Annotated in this window: 15 protein-coding genes and 1 other RNA gene; 8 read left to right on the forward strand and 8 right to left on the reverse strand. The window is 64.1% G+C overall.

Annotated features, from left to right (window positions below):
- The first annotated feature begins 4 nt into the window (after positions 1 to 4).
- On the forward strand, positions 5 to 1,024 hold the full coding sequence (locus QM716_RS11375; protein ID WP_283304233.1) for a cobalamin biosynthesis protein: 1,020 nt from the start codon (positions 5 to 7) through the stop codon (positions 1,022 to 1,024).
- Here QM716_RS11375 and QM716_RS11380 read toward each other — a convergent pair.
- Genes QM716_RS11380 through QM716_RS11390 form a run of 3 tightly spaced genes read right to left on the reverse strand, consistent with a single transcriptional unit; the run spans position 965 to position 3,107 of the window.
- Complete coding sequence (locus QM716_RS11380) at positions 965 to 1,903, reverse strand: SURF1 family cytochrome oxidase biogenesis protein (protein ID WP_283304234.1); 939 nt, start codon at positions 1,901 to 1,903, stop codon at positions 965 to 967. The genes QM716_RS11375 and QM716_RS11380 overlap by 60 nt on opposite strands.
- Positions 1,904 to 1,951: 48 nt before the next feature.
- Positions 1,952 to 2,425, reverse strand: a complete 474-nt coding sequence (locus QM716_RS11385) for a low molecular weight protein-tyrosine-phosphatase (protein WP_283304235.1) — start codon at positions 2,423 to 2,425, stop codon at positions 1,952 to 1,954.
- Positions 2,412 to 3,107: an HAD hydrolase-like protein gene (locus QM716_RS11390; RefSeq protein ID WP_283304236.1), complete on the reverse strand. Its 696-nt coding sequence runs from the start codon at positions 3,105 to 3,107 to the stop codon at positions 2,412 to 2,414. Before QM716_RS11390 ends, QM716_RS11385 begins: the two co-directional genes overlap by 14 nt.
- Before the next feature lie 56 nt (positions 3,108 to 3,163).
- On the opposite strand from QM716_RS11390, the gene cobC reads away from it, so the two are divergent.
- From cobC to QM716_RS11410, 4 genes are all read left to right on the forward strand, one after another.
- Complete coding sequence (cobC, locus tag QM716_RS11395) at positions 3,164 to 4,198, forward strand: Rv2231c family histidinol phosphate aminotransferase CobC (protein WP_283304237.1); 1,035 nt, start codon at positions 3,164 to 3,166, stop codon at positions 4,196 to 4,198.
- Entirely contained in the window at positions 4,195 to 5,328 is a 1,134-nt protein-coding gene (locus QM716_RS11400; RefSeq protein WP_283304238.1) for a Nif3-like dinuclear metal center hexameric protein, read from the forward strand. Before cobC ends, QM716_RS11400 begins: the two co-directional genes overlap by 4 nt.
- 108 nt (positions 5,329 to 5,436) lie before the next feature.
- Entirely contained in the window at positions 5,437 to 6,174 is a 738-nt protein-coding gene (locus QM716_RS11405) for a zinc ribbon domain-containing protein (RefSeq protein ID WP_230813783.1), read from the forward strand.
- On the forward strand, positions 6,171 to 7,313 hold the full coding sequence (locus QM716_RS11410) for a bifunctional RNase H/acid phosphatase (RefSeq protein WP_283304239.1): 1,143 nt from the start codon (positions 6,171 to 6,173) through the stop codon (positions 7,311 to 7,313). The genes QM716_RS11405 and QM716_RS11410 overlap by 4 nt, the downstream gene beginning before the upstream one ends.
- 29 nt (positions 7,314 to 7,342) lie before the next feature.
- Here QM716_RS11410 and QM716_RS11415 read toward each other — a convergent pair whose 3' ends face one another.
- Both QM716_RS11415 and QM716_RS11420 read right to left on the reverse strand, forming a co-directional pair.
- On the reverse strand, positions 7,343 to 8,578 hold the full coding sequence (locus QM716_RS11415) for an SLC13 family permease (protein ID WP_283304240.1): 1,236 nt from the start codon (positions 8,576 to 8,578) through the stop codon (positions 7,343 to 7,345).
- Positions 8,579 to 8,606: 28 nt separating this feature from the next.
- A complete protein-coding gene (locus tag QM716_RS11420; RefSeq protein WP_283304241.1) occupies positions 8,607 to 9,134 on the reverse strand; it encodes a DUF1697 domain-containing protein in 528 nt (175 codons plus the stop codon).
- A 54-nt stretch (positions 9,135 to 9,188) separates the two neighbouring features.
- Between QM716_RS11420 and rnpB the strand changes: the two genes are divergently transcribed.
- The 3 genes from rnpB (at position 9,189) to QM716_RS11435 (ending at position 11,627) form a co-directional block, all read left to right on the forward strand.
- Positions 9,189 to 9,603: RNase P RNA component class A (gene rnpB / locus QM716_RS11425), an RNA gene on the forward strand.
- 319 nt (positions 9,604 to 9,922) lie between these two features.
- Positions 9,923 to 10,108: a hypothetical protein gene (locus tag QM716_RS11430; protein ID WP_007735457.1), complete on the forward strand. Its 186-nt coding sequence runs from the start codon at positions 9,923 to 9,925 to the stop codon at positions 10,106 to 10,108.
- A gap of 109 nt (positions 10,109 to 10,217) precedes the next feature.
- On the forward strand, positions 10,218 to 11,627 hold the full coding sequence (locus QM716_RS11435) for an RNB domain-containing ribonuclease (protein ID WP_283304468.1): 1,410 nt from the start codon (positions 10,218 to 10,220) through the stop codon (positions 11,625 to 11,627).
- A gap of 4 nt (positions 11,628 to 11,631) precedes the next feature.
- On the opposite strand, the gene pip is transcribed toward QM716_RS11435, so the two are convergent.
- The 3 genes from pip to panB are packed head-to-tail and all read right to left on the reverse strand — an operon-like array spanning position 11,632 to position 13,967.
- The gene (gene pip, locus QM716_RS11440; RefSeq protein ID WP_283304242.1) at positions 11,632 to 12,615 is read right to left on the reverse strand and encodes a prolyl aminopeptidase; all 984 of its coding nucleotides are present in this window, start codon (positions 12,613 to 12,615) and stop codon (positions 11,632 to 11,634) included.
- The gene (locus QM716_RS11445; RefSeq protein ID WP_283304243.1) at positions 12,615 to 13,055 is read right to left on the reverse strand and encodes a hypothetical protein; all 441 of its coding nucleotides are present in this window, start codon (positions 13,053 to 13,055) and stop codon (positions 12,615 to 12,617) included. Before QM716_RS11445 ends, pip begins: the two co-directional genes overlap by 1 nt.
- Positions 13,056 to 13,106: 51 nt before the next feature.
- On the reverse strand, positions 13,107 to 13,967 hold the full coding sequence (panB, locus tag QM716_RS11450) for a 3-methyl-2-oxobutanoate hydroxymethyltransferase (protein WP_283304244.1): 861 nt from the start codon (positions 13,965 to 13,967) through the stop codon (positions 13,107 to 13,109).
- Positions 13,968 to 14,105 lie beyond the last annotated feature (138 nt).

Genomic DNA, 14,105 nt, shown 5'->3' on the forward strand with positions numbered 1-14,105 from the left:
GCTCGTGCAAATTTCGGTTCGTTCGTCCCAATCTCGATTCAGTGCGCGAGCCGCCGGCCTTCTCCTCGGCTTCGCTGCGGATCGGGTGTTCGCCGATCCGGGGCGGTTCCATCCGGTTGCCGGCTTCGGAACCGCAGCTAACGCGCTGGAGAAGATTTCCTACCGAGACTCGCGGATGGCCGGAGCGCTACATGTTGCCGTGCTCGTGGCCGGCACCGCGGGACTCGGCCTCGCAGCCGAAATAGCGTCGCGCCGGGCAGGTTGGGTGGCCGTGACGGGTACGACGGCGGTAGCCACCTGGGCCGTGCTCGGCGGGACGTCGCTTGCACGCACCGGCAACGACATGGCCGCGCGGTTGGAGGCCTCACGCATCGATGGCGACCTGACGGAAGCGCGTGAGCTTCTCCATTCACTGTGTGGACGTGATCCCTCGGTGTTGGGCGAAGAGGGCCTCACACGTGCAGCGTTGGAGTCGGTTGCCGAGAACACCTCCGACGCCAGCGTCGGCGCAGTGTTCTGGGGTGCAATTGCGGGCGTGCCAGGTCTGTTCGTCTACCGCGCTGCCAACACCCTCGACGCGATGATCGGCTACCGCTCGGAGAAGTACCTCAGATTCGGGTGGGCAGCAGCGAGGTTCGACGACCTGGTCAACATCGTCCCCGCTCGGCTGACGGGTGCGCTGACGGCTGCGTGTGCACCAGTGGTGGGCGGCTCGGTTCAGGAATCGCTGACAGCGTGGAAACGCGACGCAGCGGCTCATCCAAGCCCCAATGCGGGCGTCGCGGAAGCGTCGGCGGCAGGGGCATTGGGCATTTCGTTGGGAGGCCGGACCGAGTACGCGCACGGTGTGGAGATGCGGCCCGTCCTCGGCGGTGGGCCTGCGCCGGCGCCGAACGATCTGCGCCGCGCGTCGAGGCTTTCGTCGGCGGTGCAGATCAGTGCAGCAGTGGTGGCTGCGGGTATTTCAGCGGGTATTGCCGTATCGATCGGCAAGTTTGGCTTCTTGCGCCGTCAGCGGCACTGACTCCGGTTCCGGCTTCTTACGGCGGCTGAAGGTACGAGCCGGTTCAGCGGGGGGCGCGGCAGGCGCGGACGCGGCCGCATCCGGGGTCTTCTCGGTAGCGGCGTCGTCGACTGCAAAGCCCTCCACAGCTGCTTGAGCTGCCTTTTCTTTGCGACGTTCGCGCCATTCCGCACGAATGAAGTAGGCCAGTCCGAGTGGTGCCATGATGCCGAAAGCCAACCATTGGAACCCGTACGAGAGGTAGGGACCCGCGTCGAGTTGGGGGAGCGGAATCGTGCCGAGACCGCCAGGCTGGTCGGGTTCGAGCTGGATGTACGCGTTGATCAGGTCCGTTCCTATGAACTCGCCGATGGGGCGTGCGTCGATGGAGTAGACCTGCTTCGCGCCGTCCTCGAACATCGGAACTCTGCCGGGCGCAGTGCCTTCCGACAGGCGCACGCGGCCGTTGAGCGTCACCGGATCGGTCGGCGGCGCAGCGATGGGCGGTGCCTCGGCGCCGTTGATCGGCCGAACATATCCGCGATTGACGAGGATCGCGCGACCGTCGTCCAGGCGGAAAGGCGTCAGGATCTCGTACGACGGCGCGCCCTCGACGGACTGCAGTCGGACGAGGATGTCGGCGTCCGGCAGATAGGTACCTGCTGCGGTGATGTTTCGCCATTCGTCGTCCGGTGCGACCGTCGAATCGGACACGACATCACCGATCGGCACGGTCTCCGCGTTGATCGAGTTCGAGATCAGATCATTGCGGTGCTCGGTCTTCGTGTTCTTGCCGAGCTGCCACGGAGCGAGCACGGTGAAGCACAGGTAGGCGAAGAGCCCGACCACAGCTGCCAGTACCAACCAACCGGGCCGCAACAGGAATTTCAGTCTTCGCACACGTCCACGGTATCCGTTGCCCGAACGGGAGTGAATTTTGCTACTGGTTCAGGCCCGCGCACGGATCCAGTCGAGTATGTCGGGAATAGCCGCTTCGATCTGGTCTCGAACCAGTTCGAAGTCCTCCTGATCCCCGTAGTACGGGTCTGGGACAGATTCTCCGTCCGCCTCGGGGTCGAACGATCGCAGTAGCCGCCGCCGCTCGGTGGGCACGCCGAGATGAGCAAGCTCACGTTCATGGCCGGTGTCGAGGGCGACGACCAGATCGGCCGCCAGATGATCTGCATTGACCTGCGCGGCGCTGTGGCCCGTCGGATATCCGGCCGCTCGGAGCACGAGGTTGGTCCGCTCGTCGGCTTCGCTACCGGTGTGAAACCCCTCGGTGCCGGCGCTGCTCACGCGCACCCTGTCGGCGAGGCCTTCGCGGCCTAGATGCGCGAGCAAGATCTTCTCGGCCATCGGTGACCGGCAGATATTGCCGGTGCACACAAAAGTCACATGGAGCGGTTCAGACGCGGCCATCGAGTAGTCCTCCCAGTTCGGATGCCGACGATACGGAGCGAAGTGCTTGTTGCGCTTCGTCGGCGGAACCGTAGCCCCATTCGACGACGACGGTGGGAATGCCGTACTTCGCGGCGCCGAGCACGTCGTGATCACGATCGCCGACCATGAGCACGTCAGGGGTTCCGCCGTCGGCGGCGAGGACGGGAGTGATCCCGAGGGAGGTCAGCGAGTGCGCGATCACATCCGGTTTAGCCCGGCGGGTTCCGTCGTCGCTCGCCCCGCCGATGAACTCGAAGTGCTCGGCCAGGCCGAAATGCTCGAGGATGCGAATGGCGAACCGCTCCGACTTCGAGGTGGCGACGGCCAGTCGGGTCCCGTTCGCACGAGCCTTGCCCAGGACGACGTCCATACCCTCGTACACCGAGTTCTCCTGCCACCCGGTCGCGTCGTATCGCTCGATGTACGCAGCAATCGCCCGGTCGACGTCGGCCGGGGTCATGCCGAGTGATCTGAAGGTGTCGACCATCGGCGGGCCGATGACCGATGCCAGCATCGCCTCCGTCGGTTCCGGTTGGCCGACGGTGGCCAATGCATGTCGGAAGCCGCCGTGAATGCCGGGCGCGGAATCGGTGATGGTTCCGTCCAGATCGAACAGAACTACGGGAAAACAGTCGAGCGGTGGTGTCGTCACGGCTCTCATTGTCCCGGACGGCAGGGGCGATGTCCGCACACAGTGCTCGACCGTAGGCTGGCCGGGTGAGTACCGGAACGGTTGACCTGGAGAGCTTGCGACATCACGGAGATGTCGAAGCCGAACCCGGGTTGCTCGATTTTGCCGTCAACGTTCAAGGCGCCGGCCCACCGCGGTGGCTGCGGGATCGGCTGGCAACGCGGCTGTCGACGCTCGGTTCGTATCCGTCGGCCGCAGCGGAATTGAACGCCCGCGAGACCGTCGCGCGGCGGCACGGGCGTCGACCCGAAGAGGTCTTGCTGCTCTCTGGCGGTGCCGAGGGTTTTGCGATGTTGCCGCGCCTGGACTCTCGCTCGGCAGCACTGATCCATCCGTCCTTCACCGAGCCGGAACTGGCGCTGCGAGAGGCCGGTGTACCGGTGACGCAGGTGATTCTGGAGCCGCCTTTCGAGCTTCGGGCTGCGCAGGTACCGGAATCCGCGGACCTTGTCGTTCTGGGTAATCCGACCAATCCGACGTCCGTGCTTCACCCCAAGGCCGATGTGTTGGCACTGCGTCGGCCGGGCCGGATCCTGGTGGTGGACGAAGCCTTCGGCGATGCGGTCCCCGGCGAAACGGAGAACGTCGCGGGTGTCGAGTCAGCGGATGTACTGGTGCTTCGCAGCCTGACCAAGACGTGGGCGCTCGCCGGATTGCGCTGCGGGTACGCGATCGGCTCGCCGGATCTTCTGGCTCGATTGGCTCACGGCCGAGCGCATTGGCCACTGGGCAGTCTGCAGATCGAGGCCATCACGGCGTGTTGCGAACCGTTCGCGGTCGAGCAGTCGAGGATCAAAGCCGAAGCGATTGCCGCAGACCGCCAAGATATGTCCCGGCGGCTGAGCGAGATCGGGATTACCGTGCACGAACCCGCTGCGGGGCCGTTCGTGCTCATCGACCTCCGCGACGGCGCCGCGATGCGAGAGCATCTGCGTGCCCGCGGTATCGCCGTCCGCCGGTGCGACACCTTCCCAGGACTCGGGCCGGATCAGTTACGTGTGGCGGTCCGTCCAGCCGAGCAGGTCTCGGTTCTGATCGAAGCGATGGAGGAGATCTTGTGAGCGGCCCAACTCTTGCGGACGTCATAGCCGTGCTGGAATCCGCCTATCCGCCTGCCCTGGCGGAATCGTGGGATTCGGTCGGCCTGGTCTGCGGCGACCCGGCCGACGCCGTGACGAGAGTGGTTTTCGCGGTGGATCCGACCGAGGCCGTCGTCGACGACGCCATCGCCTCCGGGGCCGACCTTCTGGTTGTTCACCATCCATTGCTGTTGCGTGGGGTGGACACCGTCGGTGCTCACACCCCCAAGGGCGCGTTGGTCCACAAGCTCATCAAGGCAGGGTGTGCACTGTTCTCGGCGCACACCAATGCGGACTCCGCCGACCCCGGAGTATCCGACGCTCTGGCGCAGGCTCTGGGACTGACAGTGCTGCGCCCGATCGAACCCAAGCCGACGCAGCCGCTCGACAAGTGGGTCGTCATGGTTCCGGTGGAGAATGCGTCGGTCGTGCAGGACGCACTTTTCGAGTCCGGGGCGGGACGGATCGGTGACTACAGCCAGTGCAGCTGGACCGTCACGGGTACGGGTCAGTTCCTTCCGGCCGACGGTGCGAATCCGACGATCGGGATCGTCGGCGCTGTGGAGCAGGTTCGCGAGGCCCGTGTGGAAGTGATTGCCCCGCGCGGAAAGCGAAGCGCGGTGCTCGACGCATTGCGCGGCGCCCACCCGTACGAGGAACCGGCCTTCGACGTCTTCGAACTCGCTGCGTTCCCCAGCTCGCTCGGTCTGGGTCGGGTAGGTGAGCTCGAGCACCCCGAAACCTTGCGGGAGTTCACTGCGCGAGTGGCGCGCTCACTGCCCTCGACCGAATGGGGCGTTCGCGCTGCTGGAGATCCAGACGCGACCGTTCAAAGGGTGGCGGTCTGCGGCGGCTCCGGCGACTCGTATCTGGACGTGGTGGCGGCACTGGGCGCCGACGTCTACGTCACTGCGGACCTGCGGCATCATCCCGCGGACGAGCATCTTCGCGCCGGTGGCCCGGCACTGGTCGACGTCGCACACTGGGCGAGCGAATACCCGTGGTGTGCGCAGGCGAAATCTGTGCTCGACGCCGCGTTTGCCGACAATCCGGGGTGGGAAAGCCGGGTTTCGACAATTCGCACCGATCCGTGGTGTTTGAGTGCGCATTAGTGCAGGGCTGTGCAAGGTACGGTTGCACGAACAATTCAAGAGCAGTTCTTCGAGAGCCGTCCTTCGCGAGCACTGCCGACATCGGACTTACAGCAGGAGTTATACAGCGTGAACGTCGAACCACAGGTGCAATCCAAGCTTCTCGACCTCGCCGGGGTGGATGCTGAGCTCACTCGGATCACCCACCGACGCGGAGCGCTTCCCGAGCAGCAGGAAGTCGAACGTCTCGAGGCCGAGCGAATCAGCCGTAAGGATGCGTCCGTAGCCGTCGAAATCCAGATCGACGACATCGATCGCGACATCCGCAAGCTCGAGGGCGAGGTCGACGCTGTTCGTCAGCGCGAGGATCGTGACCGCACACTTTTGCAGAGCGGGTCGGTCGGGGCGAAGCAGCTCACCGAACTCGAACACGAACTCGGCAGCCTGGTTCGGCGCCAAGGACTCCTCGAAGACGAGTTGCTCGAAGTGATGGAGCAGCGTGAGGCGTTGCAGGCCGATCACGACCACGCCGGTGCCCAGCTGTCCCAGGCCGAAGAAGAACTGATCGACGCCAAGCGCCGCCGCGACGATGCCGTCGCTGATCTGGACAAGGCACAGGAGCGTTGCGCCGCCGATCGTGAACGACTCGTCGGCGAATTCCCCGCCGATTTCCTTGCGGTGTACGAGAAGCAGCGCAGCCTGGGCGGACCGGGCGCAGCGCTTCTGCAGGCCCGCCGATGTGGCGCTTGCCGGATCGAGATCGACCGCGGTGAGATCTCCCGAATCGCCGCGACGCCGGCCGACGTCGTCGTTCGTTGCCCTGAGTGCAGTGCAATCATGGTGCGTACCAAGGAGTCCGGTCTGTGAGTCTCTCGCAGGTCATCGTCGAGGCCGACGGTGGATCGCGGGGTAATCCCGGTCCGGCGGGCTACGGAGCCGTGGTGTTCGACGCCTCTCGCTCGGTGTTGGCCGAACGCAAGGAGAGCATTGGTATTGCGACCAACAACGTCGCCGAGTACCGCGGACTGATCGCAGGGTTGACCGCTGCCGGTGAACTCGGTGCGTCGACGGTCGACGTCCGCATGGACTCCAAGTTGGTCGTCGAGCAGATGTCCGGGCGCTGGAAGGTCAAGCACCCGGACATGATTCCGCTGCAGCGACGCGCGGCCGAGTTGGCCACGCAGTTCTCGCGAGTGACCTACGCGTGGATTCCGCGCGGCGAGAATTCTCATGCCGACCGTCTCGCCAATGAGGCGATGGACGCTGCTGCCGGTATCGAATCCGCGCCAGTCGCACCTTCTGCACCCGCCGCACCTGTTGCACCGGCCGCCCCGTCCGAGGAGACGTCGGAGCCGCAGATCGCCGGCTCGCCGGGATGGATCGCTACTACCGGCAAGCCCACACGATTGTTGTTGCTTCGTCACGGCCAGACAGCGATGTCGGTCGATCGTCGCTACTCCGGTCGCGGCAATCCGGAGCTCACGGAACTGGGCCGAGCGCAGGCCGCCGGCGCTGCCGGACGCTTCGGAAACCGCGGCGGTATCGACGCCATTGTCTGCTCACCTCTCGGCAGAACCCGCGAGACGGCAGAGACATCGGCCCGCGTGCTTGGCCTACCCGTCGTCGAGCACAAGGGATTGATCGAAACCGATTTCGGCGACTGGGACGGACTCACGTTCCGCGAGGCAGCCGAGCGTGACCCGGAGCTGCATCGTGAATGGCTCTCGGACACTTCGGTGCGTCCCCCCGGCGGCGAGAGCTTCGACGAGGTTCGAGAACGAGTCGTCGCCGCGCGCGACGACCTGATCTCAACCTACGGCGGCGCAACGCTGTTGGTCGTCTCTCACGTCACCCCGATCAAGACTTTGGTGCAGTTGGCTCTCGATGCCGGGCCGTCGTTGCTGTACCGGTTGCATCTGGATCTGGCGTCGCTGAGTATCACCGAGTTCTATCCCGACGGGGGAGCATCGGTGCGGTTGGTCAACGACACGTCACATCTTCGCTGAAGGAGCCCCTACGGCTGATCAGCCGCTGATCAGATCACCAACCACAGGGCACTCACCGCAGCGAGCAGCGTCAGCGGCGTCGTGATGACCCCGAGGAGCGTGAATGTCGCCAGCGTGGGCTGTGCACCCGCGCTGGTGGCAACTCGTCGCCAGAGCATCGTCGCGAGAGAACCGACGTAGGTGAGGTTGGGGCCGAGGTTGACGCCGATCAACATCGCCAGCACCAGGCCCGGAGGTGCGGTCGTCCCGAGCGCCGCGATCATCAGCAGCGTTGCCGGCAGGTTGTTGACGAGGTTGGATGCGACCGCGGCAACTGTGGCGACAAAAAGTAGTGAGCCGTAGCTGGTGTCGCCTGGCAGGATCTGCGCAATCCATTCGCCCACGGGCCCGTTCGCGACTCCGGCGACGACGATTCCGAGAACGAGGACAAACGCGCAGAACCAGAGGTCGGCAGCGTAGATCATCTTGGCGGCGGTCGTACGGTGCCGTGCCAGAGCGATCGCTCCCAGAACACTTGCACCCACCACAGCGATCCAGGCGGGTTCGATCCCGAAGAAACCCGAAACCGCGAAACCGAGAAGCGTCATAGCGATCACCGTCAGCGGCAGAATCGGCGCGGGCGAGGAACTCTTACGTGCCGCTGGCTCTGTGTTTTCCGAGCGGACGAGTTCGGATCGGAAGAACAGTCGGAAGATCAGATATTCGACAGCGATCGTCACGACCCACGGCAACGCCATCAACGCGGTGAAGTGCAAGAACGTCAAACCTGTTGCAGCAAAAGCGATGAGGTTGGTCAGGTTGGACACCGGCAGCAGGGTCGACGCCGAATTCGACAGGTGCGCACTGGCATAGGAATGCGGCCGGGGACTTGCTCCGATGGATCGTGCGGCCGCGATCACCGCGGGTGTCAGCAGCACGACGGTGGCGTCGAGGCTCAGGACCGCCGTGGTCAGGGCAGCGGCGCCGAACACATAGATCAGCAGCCGATGCGGATCGGCGAGGGATCGTTGCTGCAGGATCTGGCTGACCCAGCGGAAGACGCCGAGAGCGTCCGCGGCATGAGCGAGAACCAGCACGGCAACCAGAAACACGACGGTAGGCGCCATGCTCGTCAGTTCTTCGCGGGCTTCTTCGAGAGTGACGACACCGGTCAGGAGCACGATCACGGCCGCCGGCCCGGCAACGGTGATTTCGGGAAGTCCGCGTGGACGCACTATCGCAAAGACGAGGACGGCGGCGACGAGCAGGATAGGAAGAAGAGTCACGCGTTTGTGCTCCGCGTCGGGGCGACCGTCATTTGAGCAGTTTGTAGAGCGTGTTCAGGTTTCGGGTTGTCGTGAACACCTTGAACTTCGGTTTTCCGGTGTTCTTGCCGAACGCGCTCTTGACAGTCTGGCCCTTCTCGACCTCCCAATACAGGACCCCGTCGCCGGCCGCGACTCGTTCGACCGAGGCATCGAGTTGCGCTGCCGCAGCGCTCAATTCCTCGAGCACTGCAGGCTCGGAGGCAACCATCGCATAAGCATGCCAACCTTCGCGTTCGCGGTCGAACGGATAGTTGTCCACGATCGCCTGCAGCGCCGGAATGTCGAGGACGAATACCCAAGCCTCGTAGCCGAACTCACGGGCCAGGGCGGATTCGATCTGCTTCTTCAACGAAGGTATGTCGGTGCTCGGACTGTCGAACAGAACGTTGCCGGAGGCCAGGACGGTTTTCACGCCTTCGAACCCGAGGTCAGCGAAGACTCTCGACAGGTCCACCATCTTGATGTTGATGCCGCCCACGTTGATACCGCGAAGCAGGGCCACGTACCGAGTCATAAGGTGACCATAGTGCCGGCCACCGACAGGCGCCCGGTAGCATACGGGGGCGGACGAGTTGGCCGGGCGGCCGCGGCTTCTGGAACCAGCGCGTACCGCGCACAGGCCTGGGGCCGAGGAAAGTCCGGACTCCACAGAGCAGGGCGGTTGTTAACGGCAACCCGAGGCAACTCGCGGGACAGTGCCACAGAAAACAGACCGCCTGCCTTTCGAGGCAGGTAAGGGTGAAACGGTGCGGTAAGAGCGCACCAGCACCTCGGGTGACCGGGGTGGCTAGGTAAACCCCGCCCGGAGCAAGGTTGAAGGTCGCATCGCTCGCGGTGCGGCTGCGCAGGTGTTCGAGGGCTGCTCGCCCGAGCCTGCGGGTGAACCGCTCGAGGCACCCGGCGACGGTGTGCCCAGATGGATGGTCGCCACTCGGCACTTCGGTGCCGCAGGACAGGATCCGGCTTACACGCCGACTCGTCCGCCCGCGATCTGCACAGTGAGAAAAAGAAGACCCCCACCGGATCGGTGGGGGTCTTCTTTTGTTCGAAAGCTGTCAGACAGGCTTGATGACCAGCAGCGTAGCCCAGTACGTTGCCGCGTCATGGCCCATGAGCGGGAGGAGGTAATCGTAAAGAATTGCGGACATGCGCACTCCATTTTCTGTTCGTAGCTTGTGTTGGGCATTCAAGCAGAACTCACCGTTCGAATGTCCGGTTCTCACCTGCCAGGCCAAGTAGAAAGAATATCAGTCTCACAGCGATCTACAAGCTTCTATCTCACTCTGATGTCACACTGTGGATATGACTGATGAAGATCGACTCTGGTACTTCGACGTGTCCGACGGGTCCGTCACGCAGGGAAAGGGTGCGTCCTCGCTGACGAGGATGGGGCCGTACCCTGATCGGGACTCTGCCGAGCACGCATTGAAGATCGCTGCCGAACGCAACAAGGCGGCCGATCGGGCAGACGAAGACTGGAACAACTGAGACTTGGAACCACTGGGACTTGGGACCACTGGGACTTGGAACCACTGGGACCGGTACAGCTGCTACACCGGCCCGAACCGATCATGGAGGACGCGTGCCCGCAAGTCGAATGATGGTGCAGGGAATCGACTTCGGAGTGGTTCGGGCGGAGTTCGACCTGCCAGGAGCATTCTCGGCCCCGGCGCAAGCCGAAGCCGAGAATGCCGTAGATCGTGTCGGTGACGGGCGTGTCGACGAAACGGCAATTGCCTTCGTGACCATCGACCCGCCCGGATCGATGGATCTCGACCAGGCAGTGCACATCGAGAAGACTTCGACGGGTTTTGTGGTGCACTACGCGATCGCGGATGTCGCGGCGGTAGTGACGCCGGGCGGCGCTCTCGACATCGAAACACGCAAGCGGGGCCAAACTTTCTATCTCCCGGACGGTTCCGTTCCGCTGCATCCTCGTGCGTTGTCCGAGGGTTCGGCGAGTCTGCTGCCGGACGTGGTTCGCCCCGCCGCGCTGTGGCGTATCGAACTCGACCCACAGGCCGAGCCGACGTCGTGGCAGGTGAGACGCGCGTTGGTGAAGTCGGTGGCACGTCTGGACTATTCGACCGTGCAACGTGACGCCGGCGCGGGAACCTTGCATCCGTCGATCACGGCATTGCCGGAGTTCGGCCGTCTCCGTAGTGCCTCCGCGATTGCCAGGGGAGCCATCGAGCTGAAATTGCCCGAGCAGTCAGTGGTTCGGGAGCAGCCCGAGGACGAGTCTTCGGGCCGCTGGCGGATCGAGTTGGAGCCACGCACCGAAGCTGACGACTGGAACGCAGAAGTCTCGCTGCTCACGGGGATGTGTGCCGGACGCATGATGATCGACGCAGGTATCGGGTTGCTTCGCACCCTTCCTCCGGCCGAGACGTCTGCCGTGCAGACCCTGCGGAGAACTGCAGTGGCGCTGGGTATCATGTGGCCGGAGGGGCAAAACGTCGGGCAGATTCTTGCCGGCCTCGATTCCAGCGAGCCGTCGACGATGGCCCTTATGTCGGTTGCGCCGTCGTTGCTACGCGGCGCAGACTACGCGGCCTTCGACGGCCGACTGCCGGAGTTGACGGTGCATGCGGGGATCGGAGCGCCCTACGCTCACGTGACGGCTCCGCTGCGCCGCTTGTCCGATCGTTTCAGCACCGAGGTGTGTCTGGCGATTACAGCTGGTACACCGGTACCGGAATGGGTGCGCAACGCCCTTCCCGAGTTGCCCGACATCATGAGTGGATCCGATTCACTGGCTAACAAGGTCGACCGCGCGTGCATCGATCTGACCGAGTCCACCTTGCTCGACGGCCGGGTCGGCGAGGTTTTCGACGCGGTAGTGATGCGCGCCAAGGACGGAAAGCGGTCGGCGGAAGTATTTGTCCCGTCGGTCGCGGTGATCGCGAAATGCGTCGGAACGCCCGACGACGGTGAGCGTGCAAAGGTGCGGCTCACCGCCGTCGACACCGTCAAACGGACGGTGGAATTCACGTTCCCGGCGTAGGGAGCTACCGGTAAGAATCGGTGGCTTCAACCAGGTGATGCACGATGCCGGGCTCCATGGCGGAGTGTCCGGCGTCGTCGACGATCACGAGCTTGGATTCGGGCCATGCCTTGTGCAGCGCCCAGGCGCTGGTGGCCGGGCAGACGACGTCGTAGCGGCCCTGGACGATCGTCCCCGGAATGCCCTGTAGTGCGGAGCTTTTGCGTAGGAGTTGGTTCTCGTCGAAGAACCCGCCGTTGACGAAGTAGTGGTTCTCGATGCGGGCGAAGGCCAAGGCGAACCTGGTCTCGGAGTTCTGTTCGATCTTGTCGGCCTGTGGGTACAGGTAGCTTGTCGATCCTTCCCAGGCCGACCAGGCGATGGCTGCCCGGGCCGCGACGTCGTGGTCTTCGGAATGGAGCAGTTGGTGATAGACCGCGACGAGGTCTTCGCCGCGCTGCGCCTCGGGCACGGGTTCGAGGAATTTGTCCCAGCGCTCCGGGAAGATGTTTCCCGCGCCGCCGTTGTAATACCAGTCGATCTCGCTGCGACGCAGGAGGAAGATCCCGCGCAGAACCAGTTCGGTGACTCGCGTGGGAAACGCCTCGGCGTAGGCGATGGACAGTGTGGAACCCCAGGATCCGCCAAAGACCATCCATTTGCCGATCGAAAGATGTTCGCGCAGCGCTTCGATGTCGGCCAGGAGTTTGCCCGTCGTGTTCACCGACAGATCGGCGCCGTCGGCTACGTGCGGGGTGGATCGACCGCAGCCGCGCTGGTCGAGCAGAACGATGCGGTAGGCGGCCGGATCGAAGAATTGCCGCACCGCCGGTTGTGCACCGCCACCGGGGCCGCCGTGTAGGAATACCACCGGCTTGCCGTCAGGATTTCCGCTGACTTCCCAGTACATGCTCTGGCCGTCACCGACGTCGAGGAAGCCGGTGACGAAAGGCTCGATCGGGGGATAGAGGCTGCGAAGAGCAGATTGCTGTGCTGATGTTTCGGTCATCAGAAGCCCACCAGGCCGGAGGCGAGATCGGGGATCTCGAGTGCGGAAATCGCGCCGCCCCGGACGTCGGGGCACGCGGTCGAGGTTGCTGCGTCGATGCTTTCGCGGTTCTGGGCGAGATCGAGCAGGTTGATGCCGTTCTGCGTCGCCCACGTGATGACGATCGTGTTCAGTCCGCCCTTCCCGAGCGTCGGGGTGACGGTACGCCAGTTCTGCAGCTGCCCTTCCATATCCGAGCACAATTGCTGGACCTGAGCGTCGCTGAAGGTAGTGCCGGACGCGGACGTTGTTGCCGGCGCCGTCGTGGTGGAACTCGCGGGCGTCGTGCTGCTGGGCGCGGGAGAGTTGGTGGACCCTCCCGCGCATCCGCTCAGCACCGTGACGAGAGCTGCCGCGCCGACTACAGCTGCGGCAGTAGAACTTCGACGGTTACCGATCATTGAACGCACCCCTGGCTGGTTGAGAGACAGGCGGCGTTCGCCGGTCTCGGATCAGAAACTGTGTTCTGCGGCCGGGAATGCGCCTGTGCGAACTTCTGACGCATAGGCTGCGGCTGCGGAACGCAGTTCGTCACCGACGTTACCGAAACGCTTGACGAACTTAGCCGTCTTACCGCTCGTGTAACCCGCCATGTCCTGCCAGACGAGTACCTGAGCGTCGCATTCGGAACCAGCCCCGATGCCGACGGTGGGGATGGTGAGTTTGCGGCTGACCTGGCCCGCGATCTCGGCCGGGACCATTTCCATGACGACGGAGAACGCCCCAGCTTCCTGGACTGCAATGGCGTCCGCCACAAGCTGCTCGGCCGTGTCGCCGCGTCCCTGGACACGGAAACCGCCGAGCGAGTTCACACTCTGCGGGGTGAATCCGACGTGAGCCATGACGGGGATGCCGGCTGAGGTGATAGCCGCGATCTGCTTGGTCATCCGTTCGCCGCCCTCGAGCTTGACGGCGTGTGCGAGGCCTTCCTTCATGAATCGCGTCGCAGTCGCCAGGGCTTGCTCGGCAGAACCTTCGTACGTGCCGAACGGGAGATCGGCGACGACGAGTGCGTGCGGGGCGCCGCGAACGACGCCGCGTACGAGCGGGAGCAGTTCGTCGACGGTGATCGGCACGGTGGTGTCGTAGCCGTAGACGACGTTGGCGGCCGAGTCGCCGACGAGCAGAACCGGGATGCCTGCGTCTTCGAAGATGCGTGCCGTTGAGTAGTCGTAGGCGGTGAGCATCGACCAGCGTTCACCGTTCTGCTTCATCTCGGCGAGGTGGTGAATGCGCGTCTTGCGCTTGGGTGCATCGGTCGCGCTTGCAGTGGGTACAGAAGTTGCAGAACCGTAGAGAGGTGTTTCGGACATCGTTGTCCCTTTCTGGCCTCGAGGCCCTGAGCGTTGATCGCCTTCGGGTCCCCGGGTGTGGGTGATGACGTGTTCAGTCTGCCACCGGACGTCGCCGACACGAATAGTTGACGGGGTGCAATGGGTCACATCACCGCG

The sequence above is a fragment of the Rhodococcus sp. IEGM 1409 genome (assembly GCF_030056735.1).
Classification (GTDB): domain Bacteria; phylum Actinomycetota; class Actinomycetes; order Mycobacteriales; family Mycobacteriaceae; genus Rhodococcus_F.

Coding starts and splice junctions, on each gene's coding strand:
- QM716_RS11385 (WP_283304235.1), bottom strand. CDS start 2,425: ATGGCCGCGTCTGAACCGCTCCATGTGACTTTTGTGTGCACCGGCAAT.
- pip (WP_283304242.1), bottom strand. CDS start 12,615: ATGACCGAAACATCAGCACAGCAATCTGCTCTTCGCAGCCTCTATCCC.
- QM716_RS11435 (WP_283304468.1), top strand. CDS start 10,218: ATGATGGTGCAGGGAATCGACTTCGGAGTGGTTCGGGCGGAGTTCGAC.
- panB (WP_283304244.1), bottom strand. CDS start 13,967: ATGTCCGAAACACCTCTCTACGGTTCTGCAACTTCTGTACCCACTGCA.
- QM716_RS11445 (WP_283304243.1), bottom strand. CDS start 13,055: ATGATCGGTAACCGTCGAAGTTCTACTGCCGCAGCTGTAGTCGGCGCG.
- QM716_RS11420 (WP_283304241.1), bottom strand. CDS start 9,134: ATGACTCGGTACGTGGCCCTGCTTCGCGGTATCAACGTGGGCGGCATC.
- QM716_RS11390 (WP_283304236.1), bottom strand. CDS start 3,107: ATGAGAGCCGTGACGACACCACCGCTCGACTGTTTTCCCGTAGTTCTG.
- QM716_RS11430 (WP_007735457.1), top strand. CDS start 9,923: ATGACTGATGAAGATCGACTCTGGTACTTCGACGTGTCCGACGGGTCC.